Raw genomic sequence first — 14,717 nt, 5'->3', positions numbered from 1 at the left:
GACAATTTAGCCGGTTCGAGGACAGGTACGAGTCGGGCGGCGGTGCGATCGTCGATCGCACCGCCGCCCTTGGACTGCCGGATTACAGGAAGATCCGGTCTCCTGTTACCGCGTCGGCGGCGGTGACCTCGGGTGTGTCGGCCGTGAGGGTCACATAGGACTGGATGGTGAGCGGGCCGCCGCAGTTCTTGACCACCAGGTGATAGTCGTGGCTGACCAGATAGCCGGTGCCGCCGAGAGCCAGTGCCTTGGTGCCCACTTCGATCGGCTTGATCTCGCCGGGGCCGATCGACATGTCGAGGCTGACACCGCCGTAGATTTTCGGGCCGATGCTGGCATCGAAGTTCGGTGACGTCGAGTCGCCGCTGCCGCTGACACCGATGCTGAACCCGGCGTCGAAGCCGATCCCGGCCTGGATATCGACCGTGAGATCGAGATCGACCGCACAGGCGACCAGATAGCCCGCCTTCATGGTGCCCGTCGCATTCGCGGGGATGGTGCCGTAGAAGGTGTTGTCCAGGAATACCTCTCGGTTGGTCGGCATTCCATTGAGCGGGGGGACCGGGCGGAACTGTTCGTCCATGTGGCCGACGGTGAGCTCGAATCCCCCCGGGCCCGAGTAGTTCTTCTCGTGCGGCGCCATCCCCTGGGCGGCGGCGAATGGCATACCCGCCAATGCGATTCCGATTGAGGTGGCGGCGGTGAGCAGTACCGACTTGATGTTCATGATTCCTCCCCGAACCTGTGCTCGGCCCCCTGCGGCGCGAGTCCCCTGCGTTCAGTGGGACGTTTCCGCCCCGGAAGAAACGTATGGCGCGCGGTGGTGCGCCGCCGCGGCCGTTGACCGGTGGAGGTATGAAAAGTACTGGTAGATGCGTTCGGGACCAGTTATCCGGTCCGGCGGAGCACGAATCGGCATCCGGTCCGCTCCGCGCCTCCCGCGACGGCTGAGCGGCGGATAAGAACGACAGGTCAGCGCGGGTTTCTTGTCCGGACCGGACGGCATCGGTGTGACGACAGGTTTACCGGGATCGGTGCTGGCGGCGTTCGGCTCGGCCGGACTGTTTCAGGACTCCACGATGTCGACCAACTGCTTACCGAGATTGCCGCCCTCGAAGACAGCGCGCAGTGCACTCGGTGCGGATTCCAAGCCGCTGCTTGCGGTTTCGGCGATGGTGAGCTCGCCCCGGTCGTGCCAGTCGCGCAACGCCGCGAACGCCTCCGGAAAACGGCCGAGATAGTCGAGAAAGATGAACCCTTCCATGCGTGCCCGGCGCATGGCCAGCTGCATGTAGTTCCGCGGCCCGCACTGGGGGTCCGCACCTTGATACCCGGAAGAGATAGCACCTGCCAGAACAACACGAGCGCCGGGCGCCAGGTGCGCCAGACCATGCTCCAGAACGCGGCCGCCGACACCATCGAAGAAGACGTCGACACCGTCCGGGGCCATGCGGGTCAAACAGGCGTCGATGTCATCATGTTTGTAATCGATGGCGGCATGCAGGCCCGCGTGATCAGTGATCCAGCTGCACTTGTCCGGACCGCCTGCGGTGCCGATGACAGTGCAGCCCAAAACTTTCGCTATCTGTCCCGCAATCGATCCGGTCACACCGGCCGCAGCCGACACCAGCACCGTCTGGCCGGGCTCGGGCCGGCCGATATCCGTCATGCCGAAGTACGCGGTCAAGCCGGGCGCTCCGAACAGGCTCAGCATCATCGTGGGGGGTACACCGTCGGGCACCACGTTCAGCCCGAACAAGCCACCTTCGGACGCGATGGCGTAATCCTGCCAGCCGACCATACCGGCGACCCAGCTGCCCACCGGATAGCTCGGAGTGTTCGAGTGCACCACCTGCCCCACCCCGCTACCCCGCATCACCGTGCCGACCGGGACCGCATCGATGTAGTTGTCCGCATCGTTGAGCCAACCACGCTGCGTGGGATCAATACCCAGCCGATGCACCCTGACCAGGGCTTCCCCCGGCCCCGCAGCCGGAACCGGAACGCTCCTGAGCTCGAAATCCCCATCCCGCAACGCCCCGTCGGGCCGCCTCCGCAAAATCCACTGCCGGTTCACCGTCTCCGCCACTCGGCGATGCTAAATCACACACATCGCAGTCTTCGAACCGTTTTCCACTGTGACCGATACGCACGGAATTCGGCATTACCGAGCGTTTCCTGAGCCCGAGATCAGGGTGATTCCTGATGGTCGGTGTCGGTGGGTCGTGCCAGTATCGAAGGCATGTACCCGTCCGTGCCCGCGTTCGATGCTGCTCGGGGGGCCGATCCCCGGGGTTTCGGCGCCGCGCCCGGGTTCACGCCAGGCCCCGGCCGCTTCGGCGCCGCGCCGGCCCTGCCGCCGACACCGCCGTATCCGCGGATGGTGCGGCGTTCGGGTGGCCGGATCGTCGGCGGTGTCGCCGGCGGTATCGCCGACCACCTCGGGCTCGATGTGTTCAAGGTGCGGATGGCGTTCGTATTGCTGTCCGCGCTGGCGGGGGCGGGGATCGTCGCCTACGGGATGCTGTGGATCTTCACCCCGGGCGGCCACGATGCGGTGAAGCCGACCGGTAAGGAGCGCCGTCAGGCGATCGGGTTGGCCCTGCTCGGGCTCGGGCTCGCGGTCGGGGTGTCGTGGTTGTTCAGCGGTACCGCGGCGAAGGTGATCGTGCCGATCGTCGTGGTGGCGGTGGGTGCGGCGCTGGTTTGGCGCGAGTACGACACCGACGGCCCGCGCTCGCTGCTCGGGCTGCCCGCGCGACCCTCGGTGGTGACCTGGTCGCGCATCGTCGCCGGGATCACCATGATCGTGCTCGGACTCGGCGTGGTGGTGCTGGCCAGGATCGATCTGAGCTCGCTCGGCTCCGCGCTGATCGCGGTGGCGGTCACATTGATCGGCGCCGGTCTGCTGACGGTGCCGCTGTGGCTGCGCATGATGCGCGCGCTGAATGCCGAGCGCGCGGCCCGCATTCGCAATGAGGAACGCGAGGAAATCGCGTCCCACCTGCATGATTCGGTGCTGCAGACGTTGGCGCTCATCCAGCGTCAGGCCGACGATCCGCAAGAGGTGGCCCGGCTGGCGCGCAGTCAGGAGCGGGAGCTGCGCCGCTGGCTCTTCGAGGATTCCGGGCCCGCGCAGTCGAGTCTGGCCGCGGCGCTGCGCACGATCGCGGGTGAGGTCGAGGATCAGCACGGGGTGAAGGTGACTCCGGTCACCGTCGGCGATGTGACGATGGACGGCGCCGACAGCGGGTCGGGCCTGCCGAAGGAGCATTTCACCGCATTGCTCGGCGCGAGCCGGGAGGCGCTGGTGAATGCCGCCAAACATGCGGGCGTCCCGGAGATCGATCTGTTCGCCGAGGCGGAACCGCATCAGGTGAGCATCTTCGTGCGCGATCGCGGGGCCGGATTCGATATCGCGGCGGTGCCGCAGGATCGGCGGGGTGTCGCGAAATCCATTCGCGCCAGAATCGAGCGGCGCGGCGGTCAGGTGGAGATCCTGTCCACGCCCGGTCGGGGCACCGAGGTGCGGATCATCATGCCGCGCACCGACTCCGGTGCCGATCGGGACCGGGCCGAGGCGGAACAGCCGGTCGGCGACGATCAGGTCGACGGAGTACGACAGACAGTTCGCAACGCCAAGTGATCGCCCCGATGATGCGACGCAGGTCGTAGCTCGGATGACGACGGCTGCGGTGGCAATTGTGGTACCGATGAAGTGCGGGCGGCCTGCGGGCGGTCCGCGCGTCAGGGTGGGTCGACCCACCGAGGGTGAGGAGAAGTAGGTGACCGTGCGGGTCTTTCTCGTCGATGATCACGCCGTATTCCGCTCCGGTGTGCGGGCCGAATTGAGCCGGGAGACCGATATGGAGGTCGTCGGAGAGGCCGGGGGCGTGGCCGAGGCGGTCGCCGGAATCAATGCCGCGCGTCCGGATGTCGTACTGCTCGATGTGCATATGCCCGACGGCGGTGGGGTCGCGGTACTGGCAGGCATCGATGACGGTCCGGTATGCCTGGCGTTGAGCGTCTCCGATGCCGCCGAGGATGTGATCGCGGTGATCCGCGCGGGTGCGCGCGGCTATGTGACCAAGACGATCTCGGGATCCGAACTGGCCGATGGCATTCGGCGGGTCGCCGGTGGTGATGCGGTGTTCAGTCCGCGGCTGGCCGGTTTCGTCCTCGACTCGTTCACCGGAAAATCGCCGGTCCCGGAGCCGCCGCTGGATCCCGAACTGGATTCGCTCACCCCGCGCGAACTGGAAGTGCTGCGGCTGCTCGCCCGCGGCTACACCTATCGGGAAATCGCGGAGAAGCTCTATATCTCGGTGAAAACCGTCGAGACGCACGCCTCCAACGTGCTCCGCAAGACTCAGCAGTCCAACCGCAACGCACTCACCCGCTGGGCGCACCGCCGCCGCATCGACTGAGCCGCAAGCATTCCGGTTGCCGCGCACTTCCTAGCCGCGCGCCGATTCGTGCGCCGCGCCGATTCGTGCGCGCGGCGTGAAGTCGCGCGGCAACTAAGAAGCTGTGGCGCAGCAGATTCCGGTCGCAGCGATCACATCATCGCGATGATGACGGCGATGATGAGGATCAGGCCGATCAGCAGGCCGATGGCGATGGCGAGCGGGGCATTGCTCGCTTCCTTCGACTTCGCCTTCGGGCGCTGGGGTGCGGCGGCCGCTGGACCCGACGGGTTGCCGCGATGCGGGCGCGGCAGCGGAGTCGAGTGCGGACTGCGCAGGCCCGATGCCGAATTGCGGGCCGCCCATGCCGGAATGGTGCCGTCCTCGGTGCGCACCGGAGCGCCGAGAATATACGGACCGGTGCCGGGACCGAATGCGGCGGTGAGGATTTCGTCCCGTGCCTCGGCCATGGTCGGCCTGCGCTGCGGGGCCGGTTCCATCATGTGCAGCAGCGCGTTGGTGAGCATGCCGCTGCGGCTGGGCGGGATGATCTGGGCCATGGCCGCGCGATAGACCACGGCGTCGGTGTCGTCGTCCATACCGAACGGCGGTTGCCCTTCGATCGCGGTGTAGAGCGTGGCGCCGAGGGAGAACACATCGCTGGCCGTGGTCGGCTGCGCGCCGCGCGCCACCTCCGGGGGGAGATAGGCGGGGGTGCCGGTGATCACGCCGTCCGGTTCGTCGGAGTTGTCGGTCGCACCACGCGAGATGCCGAAGTCGCTGAGCTTGGCCATGCCGACGACGGGTCCGCGGTCGGCGACGAGGATATTGCCCGGTTTGATATCGCGGTGCACGATGCCCGCGGCGTGCGCGGCCGCCAACGCATCGGCGACCTGTGCCCCGATCTGTGCCACCTCGATCGGCGGCAGTGCGTTCACCAGCGCCAATGCCCTTGCGACACTGCGTGATGGCAGATGTTCCATCACCAGCCACGGCTCGCCGGCCTCGAGCACCACGTCGTAGACGGCAATGGCGTGCTCGTGCGAGAGCTTGGCCGCGACCCGGCCCTCGTGCATGATCTGGTTGCGGATCTCGTTGGCCTGCGCCTCCGGGAGTCCGGCGGTGGAGAGCACCTGTTTGATCGCGACGTCCCGGTTGAGCAGACGATCGTGTGCGAGCCATACCGCGCCCATACCGCCGCCGCCCAGTTTCGACTGCAGACGGTAGCGGCCGGCAACCAGATAATCGGGGCCGACAATGGGACGAGCGCGTTCGGTCACGGTGCGAGGGTAGCGGAAAACGAGGCCAGCTGGCCTGATTCGCGCCGTGCCGGTTATTGCGTCAGCAGGCGATCCGGGTGCATTCCGTCCACCATGCCGATGAAGGGCGGGTGAATGCTGTAGCCGAGCATGCGCCGGATTTCGGGCGAGACCGCGCGCACCGTATCGCGACTGGTCGAGAGGGTGAAGGCCTCCTGGGTGCGTAACCACGGCTCGCAGTACTGCGCGGTGGCGGCCAATCGCGGGCTCGCCGAGCGGTTCGCGCCGCCGCCGTGCCAGAGGGTGCCGAGGAAGAAGACGCACGATCCGGCGGGCATGACACCGGGCACGCGGACGTCGTTCTCTTGCGGTATCCGACCGTCCGGCCAGCGGTGACTGCCCGGGATCAGCATCGTCGCGCCGTTCTCGGCGGTGAATTCGTCGATCGCCCAGACGGTGGCCGCCGACAATGCCTTTCGTGGTCGCGGCACCGGATAGAAGCCGTCGTCGGGATGCAGGAGTTGGGCATTTTCGCCCGGGGCGATATTGATGATCTGCAACTGCGACAGCAGATATCCAGGCAGCAGAAGTCGATCCAGTAGGGCGAGCACGCGGGGATGGTCGACCAGCCGATCGACCATGCGCGTCTTGCCGAGCACACTGTAGAGCCGCTGAGTCCGGTGGCCCTCGAACGCATTTCGCCCATTCGGGCCGAGTAAGGGCAGGAGTTCTTCGCGAAGTGCCGCGCACTGCGCCGAGTCGAGCAGGCCCTCGAGAATTACGTAGCCGTCGCGATCGAGGGCGGCGAGATCGGCGTCCACCTGCGCGGCGGGGACGTCGCGTAATTCGTGGACCGTGCGATGGGTTCGGGACAGGTCGCCTGCGAGGTCCTCGAGTCGTTCGACCTCTGGTTGTGCATTACTCATGGTTCTTCCTTCCTGAGCCGGTTGCTCCGGCCACGAATTCCCATACTTGATCGGCGACGACGGCACGGTCCGGGCGCGGACTGCGGGTGAGCGCCACCGCAACTGCCATGTGCACGCCGCCGAGGACGGCCGCGACGAGCAGTTCCGGATCACGGTCCGCGGGCACCATGCCCTGGCGCTGGCCCTGCGCCATATTTCGGATGCCGACCTCGATCGCCTGCTGCAGCCGTTGCCGTTCCACGCCCGCCGCCTCGGCGTCACCGAATCGTCCGAGCGCGACGGGGGCGAGCGGATCGTCGTAGAGGAAGTTCACCCAGGCCACCACGCGCGCGTGTTCGCGTTCGCGCCAATCCCTTCCGGCGAATTCCGCATAGGTGACGGTTTCGCCGAGTCGGTCGTAGAAGTCGGTGATGACGGCGGTGAGCAGTCCGCTGCGCGAGCCGAAGTATCGATAGGGCAGTCCGACGCTGACTCCGGCGCGGCGGGCGACGGCGGCCACCTCGAGTTCGCCGGTTTCGCTCAGCTCCGCATGCGCCGCCTCCAGCAGTCTCCTGCGTGCCGTCGCGCCGCGGCCGGACCATTTTTGGTCACTCATGACTCTGATCCTAAGTTGAGTTCAACTCAAAAACAACGAAGTGATCGCGGTCGGTGCGCGTACTTGACGGAAATCGGGGGCGGGTTTCTACTGAGCGAGTATCGAACGTATATTCGATACCGATCGATAGCTGGATCGGTGCTGAACCTTTGATCGTGGAGGTTCGGGCCGCGCTTCGCCTCGGGTCCATCGTTGGAAGTAGGTGGTTGTGATGGGTTCGGATGAGGATTCAGGGGCGGGGAGGCGGCGGAATGGGATGCCGCCGAGGGATAAACCGACACTGGATGAGCTGCGCCGACGGATGGCGGCGATACCCGGGCGCGGGGAAGCGGCGGCCGAGCGGATTCCGCACGCCGCCGAATTGCGCAGGGAAGCGCTCGCGGTGCCGCCCGCCCTTGCGGAGCTGTTGCCCGATGGCGGCCTGGTCAAGGGTTCGGTGGTGGCCTATTCGGGTGCGAGTTCGCTGCTGGCCGGGCTGCTCGCCGCGGTGACCGAGGGCGGTGGACATGCCGCGGTGGTCGGGGTGCCGCGGCTCGGGCTGCTCGCCGCGGTCGAGATGGGTGCGCAATTGCAGCGCCTTGCCGTCGTCGCCGATCCCGGGCCGGATCCGGTGGAGGTGGCCGCGGTATTGCTCGACGGCCTCGATCTGGTGGTGCTCGGCCTCGCAGGCGCTGCTGTCGCCCCGTCTCGCACCCGTGTCATCGCCGCCCGCGCGCGCAGCAAAGGGGCCACCCTGGTGGTCACCGACGGCCGCTGGCCCAATCCGTCCCTGCGCGTGGACACCCGCATCGCCGGGTACGGCGGCCTCGGCGCGGGGCGTGGCCGTCTCCGCTCGCTCCGCCTCGAGGTCGCGGTCCGCGGCAAGGCGGGCCCACCCTGCCGCGGCCGAATCGAACTGCGCCCCAGTGTGAGTCGAGTGGAATGGGTGGCACTGGAAACGGTGGCCGCGGCCGATGAAGTGACCGTCGAGGCGCGCGGTGCGGCGTCATGAGTCGGGCCGTCACGCCATGCTCAGCTGCGCGAAGCGGCTTTTCCGTCGATTCGGGGTTTCGATGCGGCGGCCTCCTGATCCGCCTTCGCGATACGCGGCTGGCCGCGCCGCGTGCACATCGGTGCCCATATGAGCACGCCAGGCTCGGCCACCCCTCCCGCGATGCACAGGACCATGCGCCGTCGTGGCCACACCACACGAAAACCTGTGCTGCCGACCAGGACACGCCGCCGCTCGGCAGCGAGTTTCAGGTGGTACCGGGGATCCCGTCTTGCGACTGGGCACCGCCTACCAGGAATGCCCGGCTGCTGCGTGGGGTGCCCGTAGGGGTGGGGTGGTGATCCGGCCGAGTCGGGTGGGTGGGATGCGGGTGCTGGCGCTGTGGTGTCCGGACTGGTCGGCGGTGACGGCGGCGGCGGTGGCGCGGGTGCCTGCGACGCGGCCGGTGGCGGTGCTGTTCGCCAATAAGGTGGTGGAGTGCTCGGCCATTGCCAGGGCCGAGGGGGTGCGGCGTGGACTGACGAAGCGGGAGGCGCAGGCACGGTGTCCGAATGTGTATGTCGCGCAGGTGGATCCGGATCGGGATGCGCGATTGTTCGAGCCGGTGGTGGCGGCCATCGATGCGACGGTGCCGGGAGTGGAGGTGCTGCGCCCTGGGCTGTTGGTGCTCGGTGCGCGGGGTGCCGCCCGGTTTTTCGGGTCCGAGGAGGCGGCGGCCGAACGGATCGTCGACGCGGCCGCCGCGGTGGGGGTGGAGGCGCAGATCGGTATTGCCGACGAATTGTCCACGGCGGTGATCGCCGCGCGTTTCGCCGCGATCGTGCCGCCCGGCGACGGTGCGCGATTCCTGGCGCCACTGCCGGTGCGCGAACTCGCGCTCGAACCGAGCCTGTCCGCACCCGAACGCATCGAGCTGGTGGATCTGCTGCATCGCTTGGGGTTACGGCGGATCGGTGATTTCGCCACACTGACCCCGATCGAGGTCACCTCCCGCTTCGGCGCCGATGCCGTGCTGGCGCATCGCTGTGCCAGGGCCGTGCCGGAACGTCCGCCGTCCGCGCGTCGTCCGCCGCAGGACCTGGCGGTGCAGTATCGCTGCGAGCCGCCGATCGATCGGGTCGATGCCGCCGCCTTCGCGGGGCGCATGCTCGCCACCCAGTTGCACGAGGCGCTGTCCAATGCCTCGATGGCCTGCACCCGATTATCGGTGCTCGCGGAAACCGAGGCAGGCGAACAACTTTCGCGCATCTGGCGGTGCGCCGAACCGCTGACCCCGGAGGGCACCGCGGATCGGGTGCGCTGGCAGCTGGACGGCTGGCTCACCCGCCGCGACCGTCCCACCGCACCGATCACACTGCTGCGCCTGGAACCCGTCGAAGTCGTTGCGGCGAGCGCACTTCAGCTCGGTCTCTGGGGCGGTGTCGGGGAGGAGGACGAGCGGGCCCGCCGCGCCCTGATCCGGGTGCAGGGTCTGCTCGGCGGCGAGGCGGTCCGGGTCGGTGTGCTCAGCGGCGGCCGCGGACCCGCCGAACGCATCACCATGGTCGCCCTCGGTGACGAGCCGATTCCGGCCGCCGATCCGGCCCTGCCGTGGCCCGGCCGCCTGCCCCGCCCCGCACCCGCGGTGATCCTGGTGAACCGTCCGGTGGTGCGGCTGGAGGCCGCCGACGGAACGCCCGTGCAGGTCACCGACCGCGGCCTCTTCACCGCCGACCCGGCCCTGCTGCGTTGGGGCAGCAAGCAGTGGCCCCTTGCGGGCTGGGCAGGTCCGTGGCCGGTGGACGAACACTGGTGGACCCCGGAATCCGCCACCCTCTGCGCCGGAATCGCCGCCCGCATCCAGGTGCAGCTCGCCGGTGAACCGGCCGACGTCCGTGTCCTGCTGCTCATCTACAACGATCAGACCTGGCGCGCCGAGGGGCTTTACGACTGACTACGTGCGCGACCACACCAGCGCCAGCGTGAACGGATGTCCGCGCAGCTCCGCCCATTTCGGCTTGGCCGCGATCCATGCGTCATCCACCAGCGCCTCGGCCATCTCGGTGAGCACCCAGCCTGCCGCGGATGCCGCCGACACCTGCTCGCTGATCAAGTGCAGATGCGTGCTGATCGCAACCGGCTCTCCGGACGCGGGTGTGTAGTGCGTCGGCATGCCGGTCACCATCATGAACTGCGGGTGATAGCTGACCGTGACACAGGTGCCGCCGGGTGCGGCCAGCCGCCAGGCTTCGGCGTAGAAGGGCGTCAGCTCGTCCAGGTGCTCGTCGATCAGCGAGGAGATCACCAAATCGTATGCGCCACTTGTCAATCCGGTGTCACGCACATCGGCCTGAGCGAGTGTGGTGTGCACCCCGCGCTCGCGTGCCCGCGCCAGCATGCCCGCACTCGCGTCGACGCCATCGATATGGCGAATTCCCCGCTCTCGCAACCAAGCTCCGGTCCGCCCGGTCCCGCAGCCGAGATCCGCGGCGCGTCGCACCCCACTCCAGTCCGGTCGCCGTAGCCGATTCAGCAGTGCGAGATCCATCTCGTCCATGACGGTCTGCTCATACGTCGGTGCCCATCCGTCGTACCCGGCGGCGACGTCAACGGTGCGATAGTTGCGGCGATCGAATTCGGCGAAGGAGGGCATGGCCGCAGTATTGCCGCGATACCCCGGCCTTCGCCAGACAATTTCGGCACCGCACCCGCCGTGGCTTCGCTGGCCGAGTAATGGATGCCCGGACCATGCCGCCCTGGTGACCACGACGGAGCGAGTCTTACGAGCGACCCGTTCGCGGCCCGTCTCGCGTCCGAGTCGTCGAAGCGCATGCGACGAAGTCGCGAGTCTCGACGGCTCGGACGCGAGACACCAGGGGCCGCGAACACGCCGCGGCCCGCGCGGCCAAAAACACAGTACTCTCGGAAATCGTGGATCTCGCGGTGACCAGGGCTGTGCTCGACGGCGTGCGGATCGCCTATCGGGATTCCGTGGTGGGCGATGGCGTGCCGGTGGTGCTGGTGCACGGTATGGGCGGGGACGGGCATACCTGGGACCGGTTCGCGCACATCTTGATGCGGGCCGGGCGGCGGGTCGTCATTCCCGATCTGCGCGGGCACGGACGCAGCGCGCACACCGAGTCCTATCTGTTCGCCGAATTCGGCGCGGACGTGCTGAATCTCTGTGATCACCTGGAGCTGGACTCGGTGGATCTGGTCGGACATTCGCTGGGCGGTTATGCGGTGTCCTGTGTCGCGCAGGAACGGCCCGAGCTGGTGCGGCGGCTGGTCGTCGAGGAGTGCCCGATGCCACTGCGTTCCGGCGATGAAGAGGTGAAGCTGACCCGTCGCTTCCCGACCATTCCGGAACTCTGGCACGCCACCACCAGCCTGATCCGGCATCCGCGCGCGGTGCTCGCTTTCGATCGCTCGATGACGCGGACCGCGCTCGAACAGTTCCGCAAGCCGAATCCGGAGTGGTGGGATCGGCTCAGCGACATCACCGCGCCGACTCTGGTGCTGCGCGGCGGTCCCGGCGGCTTGGTCGATCCGGAGAAGCTGGCGATTCTGCGCGACACCATCCCGAACTGCGCGGTGACCGCCTTCACCTGCGGTCACAGCATCCACCGTGATCGCTACCGCGAATTCGAGACAACCGTGCTGCCGTTCCTGGCGACGCTCTCACCCGTGGCTATCTAGAGTGAAGCGGTGCCCGCGCAAGACCGTCCGGTTCTGTTCTTCCCCGACGAGCAGTCGTTCCGCGACTGGCTGCTGACCAACCATGCCTCGGTGGACGGGGTCTGGCAGGGGCTGATGCATCCGGCCGGACAGGCTGAGATCGATCGGGCCAAGGCCGATGGTCGCTGGGACGTGGCGTTTACCGACGGACAGATGTTGGGCGGATGACCGGATTCGAAGGGATGCTCTGCTCGGCGGCGGCCGCGGTCGATGTGCCCTTGCCCGGCACGGCAACCCGGGTGACAGGGTGGTTGTGCGTCGAGCAGCCGGGCGCGTGGGGTCGGGATGTGATCGGTGATGAGGTGCTCGGTCAGGAGATCACCGCCGAACTCGCCGCCCGCGCCGCCGCCGCGAAGGTTCGTCCGACGCTGATCCGGCGGCCGGGCCGCAACGAATTCACCGGTGTCCGAACGGTTTTGATCGCCAGCTCGCGTCCGCGGGACTCCTGGTGCGAACGCTTCGAGATCACCGACCTGAAACAGCTGCTCGACCTGGACCTGAACCTGCTGAACGGTCCACCGCCGGGAATCGGCGCGCCCGTGCGCGATCCGCTGATCCTGGTGTGCGCGCACGGGAAGCGCGATCAGTGCTGCGCCCTGTTCGGTCGTCCGATCGCCGCGAATATGGCCGCCGACTATCCGGACCGGGTCTGGGAGTGCTCGCACACCGGCGGTCATCGCTTCGCACCCGCCATGGTGCTGCTGCCCTCCGGACTGACCTATGGTCGCGTCGATACCGCGGCCGCCATCGCGGCGGTCGAAGCCGTGCGGCGCGGTACGGTTTCGTTGGACGGACTGCGTGGTCGCAGCGGTCATCATCCTGTTGAGCAGGTCGCGGAAATCGCAGTCCGCGAACAGGTTTCGGCAGGTCTCGACGATCTCGCCGCCCACATCGAAACCGATTCCACCGCAACCGATTCCGTACGCGCCGTGGTAACCCACCGCGACGGCCGCCGCTGGCGTGTGACGACTCGCACCGTCGGATTCCCACCGCGCCAAGCCAGTTGCGGTGCCGCCCCGAAACCGGTCACCGCGATTGTGGCCGACCGGATCCAGCCGTTGACCACAGGGGAGTAGCCCCGCCTCGTCCTCCACCGAAAACGACGAACGGGAATGGTTGCGGCAAATTCGCCACAGCCATATCCCGTTCGCGGCGACCTTTATCGCCCCCTGCGGGATGAAGGTCGCGGGCTTACCAGTGGGTGCCCGGTACCCAACGGGCGGCGCGGCGCAGGGCGGTGCCGGTGACCCGGCGGGCCGTCGACTGATGACGCGGTTCACGTTGCGGCACAGGGGATTCCGCCGGTTCCTCGGTATCCGCCTGCTCGCCCTTGGCGGCGGGGGAGTCGGGGATGGCTCGGTAGTAGCGGTGCAGGATGCGGTCGCGCAGCTTCGGGGTGAGCAGTGCGCCGTATTCGGCAAAGGTGCCGAGTGGGACATCGATGCGCTTGGGTCGCTCGCTCAGCGCGCGCACGATGGTGGCGGCCGCCCATTCAGGAGACTCCGACGGACCCTGATCGCCGCTCGGGGTGATCATCGGGGTGCGCACCAGCGGCATGTGGATGGTGGTGAAGGTGACGCCGTCGGCCATGGTTTCGACCGACGCGACCTCGGCGAACTTGTCCAGCGCCGCCTTGCTCGCGAGGTAGGCGGCGAAACGCGGCGTGGCCACCTGCACGCCCGCACTGCTGATATTGACGATGTGGCCGAACTTGCGCTCGCGCATCTGCGGCAGCAGCGCCAGCGTCAATCGCACGGCGCCGAAGTAGTTGACCGCCATGGTGCGTTCGAAATCGTGCAGCCGGTCGGTGGAGCGGTGGATGGCGCGACGGATCGAGCGGCCCGCATTGTTCACCAGCATGTCGACGTGGCCGTGCTCGTCCAGGATGGTCTTGACGGCGTGGTCGACGGAGTCGGAATCGGTTACGTCGCACTGATATCCGTAGGCGCTGCCGCCCTCGGCCCGGATCTCTTCGACCACCGCCGTGAGTTCGTCGGCGCGCCGGGCGAGCAGGAAGACGATGGCGCCCTTATCCGCGACGGCCAGCGCGGCGGCCCGGCCGATGCCGGAGGACGCGCCGGTAATGAGCACATGCCGCCCCGTCAGGTCGCGGTTGCGGCGATTGCGCCGGACCTGCCCGCGCAGGTCGGCGTCGTCAGCGGAAGCTCGGGTCATCGCTGCTCCTTTGCAGGTCGAGTTGGCATGAACTTACTCTGAAGTAAGTTTACCTGCCAAGTGCGCTTCGTCACGTCGAGCGTTCGAATCGAGCCACGCCGAGGTGTTCGAACCGGCCTCGAATCTATCGAACATATGTGCGATACTCTGCGCATGGCGGACGATCGGATGGCGGAAATCTTTGCCGCGGTGCGGCTCTCCGGCAGTGATCCGGAGGCGGCGCGGCGGATGCTGGCGGAACTGTGGGACGAGCTCGGCGACGGTGGAGATCCGTTGCAGCGCTGCGTGATTGCGCATCACCTCGCCGATCTGCAGGGCACGGCAGAAGGTGCGCTGCACTGGGATCAGCGCGCGCTGGCCGCGGTGTTCGGCCCGGGTGTGCCGCTCGATGAGGGGCTACGCGGATTCCTGCCCTCGCTCTACCTCAATCTCGCCGACAGTCACCGCCGCGTCGGCGACTTCGATGTGGCCTACATGCAGCTGACCATTGCTCGCGGCCACCTGGATGTCCTCGCCAACGACGCCTATGGCGCCGTGATCCGCTCCAGCCTGGACAAGGTCGAGGCCGCGCTGGGCGAGAAGTCGATGGATCCGCTCCCGGCGGCCTGATTCGGCGGGTGCCCACACCTTTTCCATGATTCGAATGTA

15 protein-coding genes are annotated in these 14,717 nt (G+C 67.6%); 8 read left to right on the top strand and 7 right to left on the bottom strand.

Annotated elements, in window-relative coordinates; translation table 11 throughout:
* Positions 1–82: 82 nt before the first annotated feature.
* Positions 83–727 carry an MspA family porin gene (locus ACQPZ2_RS39635; RefSeq protein WP_433523076.1) on the bottom strand — a complete coding sequence of 215 codons (645 nt, stop codon included), beginning with the start codon at positions 725–727 and terminating at the stop codon, positions 83–85.
* 339 nt (positions 728–1,066) lie between these two features.
* Positions 1,067–2,089, bottom strand: a complete 1,023-nt coding sequence (locus tag ACQPZ2_RS39630; protein ID WP_433523075.1) for an NADP-dependent oxidoreductase — start codon at positions 2,087–2,089, stop codon at positions 1,067–1,069.
* A 153-nt stretch (positions 2,090–2,242) separates the two neighbouring features.
* On the opposite strand from ACQPZ2_RS39630, the gene ACQPZ2_RS39625 reads away from it, so the two are divergent.
* A complete protein-coding gene (locus ACQPZ2_RS39625) occupies positions 2,243–3,646 on the top strand; it encodes an ATP-binding protein (RefSeq protein ID WP_433523074.1) in 1,404 nt (467 codons plus the stop codon).
* Between the two features lie 145 nt (positions 3,647–3,791).
* Positions 3,792–4,427 carry a response regulator gene (locus ACQPZ2_RS39620; protein WP_040686746.1) on the top strand — a complete coding sequence of 212 codons (636 nt, stop codon included), beginning with the start codon at positions 3,792–3,794 and terminating at the stop codon, positions 4,425–4,427.
* Positions 4,428–4,558: 131 nt separating this feature from the next.
* Here the strand turns inward: ACQPZ2_RS39620 and ACQPZ2_RS39615 are convergent, their stop codons facing one another.
* The 3 genes from ACQPZ2_RS39615 to ACQPZ2_RS39605 are packed head-to-tail and all read right to left on the bottom strand — an operon-like array spanning position 4,559 to position 7,186.
* Positions 4,559–5,686 carry a serine/threonine-protein kinase gene (locus ACQPZ2_RS39615; protein ID WP_433523073.1) on the bottom strand — a complete coding sequence of 376 codons (1,128 nt, stop codon included), beginning with the start codon at positions 5,684–5,686 and terminating at the stop codon, positions 4,559–4,561.
* A gap of 53 nt (positions 5,687–5,739) precedes the next feature.
* Positions 5,740–6,591 (bottom strand): phytanoyl-CoA dioxygenase family protein, encoded by an 852-nt coding sequence (locus tag ACQPZ2_RS39610; protein WP_433523072.1) that lies wholly within the window; start codon positions 6,589–6,591, stop codon positions 5,740–5,742.
* Positions 6,584–7,186: a TetR/AcrR family transcriptional regulator gene (locus ACQPZ2_RS39605; RefSeq protein WP_433523071.1), complete on the bottom strand. Its 603-nt coding sequence runs from the start codon at positions 7,184–7,186 to the stop codon at positions 6,584–6,586. The genes ACQPZ2_RS39610 and ACQPZ2_RS39605 overlap by 8 nt, the downstream gene beginning before the upstream one ends.
* Positions 7,187–7,442: 256 nt before the next feature.
* On the opposite strand from ACQPZ2_RS39605, the gene ACQPZ2_RS39600 reads away from it, so the two are divergent.
* Together ACQPZ2_RS39600 and ACQPZ2_RS39595 are read left to right on the top strand one after the other, a co-directional pair.
* A complete protein-coding gene (locus ACQPZ2_RS39600; RefSeq protein ID WP_433523070.1) occupies positions 7,443–8,177 on the top strand; it encodes a hypothetical protein in 735 nt (244 codons plus the stop codon).
* 364 nt (positions 8,178–8,541) lie between these two features.
* Entirely contained in the window at positions 8,542–10,110 is a 1,569-nt protein-coding gene (locus ACQPZ2_RS39595; protein WP_433527644.1) for a DNA polymerase Y family protein, read from the top strand.
* On the opposite strand, the gene ACQPZ2_RS39590 is transcribed toward ACQPZ2_RS39595, so the two are convergent.
* Positions 10,111–10,809 carry a class I SAM-dependent DNA methyltransferase gene (locus ACQPZ2_RS39590; RefSeq protein ID WP_433523069.1) on the bottom strand — a complete coding sequence of 233 codons (699 nt, stop codon included), beginning with the start codon at positions 10,807–10,809 and terminating at the stop codon, positions 10,111–10,113. It lies immediately after the preceding gene.
* Between the two features lie 278 nt (positions 10,810–11,087).
* Here ACQPZ2_RS39590 and ACQPZ2_RS39585 point away from each other — a divergent pair, with 278 nt between their 5' ends.
* From ACQPZ2_RS39585 to ACQPZ2_RS39575, 3 genes are read left to right on the top strand one after another with little or no spacing between them, the layout of a single operon-like run.
* Entirely contained in the window at positions 11,088–11,855 is a 768-nt protein-coding gene (locus tag ACQPZ2_RS39585) for an alpha/beta fold hydrolase (RefSeq protein WP_433523068.1), read from the top strand.
* A gap of 9 nt (positions 11,856–11,864) precedes the next feature.
* Positions 11,865–12,062, top strand: coding sequence for a hypothetical protein (locus ACQPZ2_RS39580; RefSeq protein ID WP_433523067.1), 198 nt, complete (start codon positions 11,865–11,867; stop codon positions 12,060–12,062).
* Positions 12,059–12,970, top strand: a complete 912-nt coding sequence (locus ACQPZ2_RS39575) for a sucrase ferredoxin (RefSeq protein WP_433523066.1) — start codon at positions 12,059–12,061, stop codon at positions 12,968–12,970. The genes ACQPZ2_RS39580 and ACQPZ2_RS39575 overlap by 4 nt, the downstream gene beginning before the upstream one ends.
* Before the next feature lie 115 nt (positions 12,971–13,085).
* Here the strand turns inward: ACQPZ2_RS39575 and ACQPZ2_RS39570 are convergent, their stop codons facing one another.
* Positions 13,086–14,069 (bottom strand): SDR family NAD(P)-dependent oxidoreductase, encoded by a 984-nt coding sequence (locus ACQPZ2_RS39570; protein ID WP_433523065.1) that lies wholly within the window; start codon positions 14,067–14,069, stop codon positions 13,086–13,088.
* Positions 14,070–14,222: 153 nt separating this feature from the next.
* Between ACQPZ2_RS39570 and ACQPZ2_RS39565 the strand changes: the two genes are divergently transcribed.
* Positions 14,223–14,678 carry a hypothetical protein gene (locus ACQPZ2_RS39565; protein ID WP_433523064.1) on the top strand — a complete coding sequence of 152 codons (456 nt, stop codon included), beginning with the start codon at positions 14,223–14,225 and terminating at the stop codon, positions 14,676–14,678.
* Positions 14,679–14,717: the final 39 nt, after the last annotated feature.

This window comes from Nocardia pseudovaccinii (assembly GCF_050942345.1).
In the GTDB taxonomy this organism is placed as follows: domain Bacteria; phylum Actinomycetota; class Actinomycetes; order Mycobacteriales; family Mycobacteriaceae; genus Nocardia; species Nocardia pseudovaccinii.
The sequence above is the reverse complement of the archived record's forward strand: the minus strand, read 5'-3'. Positions and strand labels throughout refer to the sequence as shown.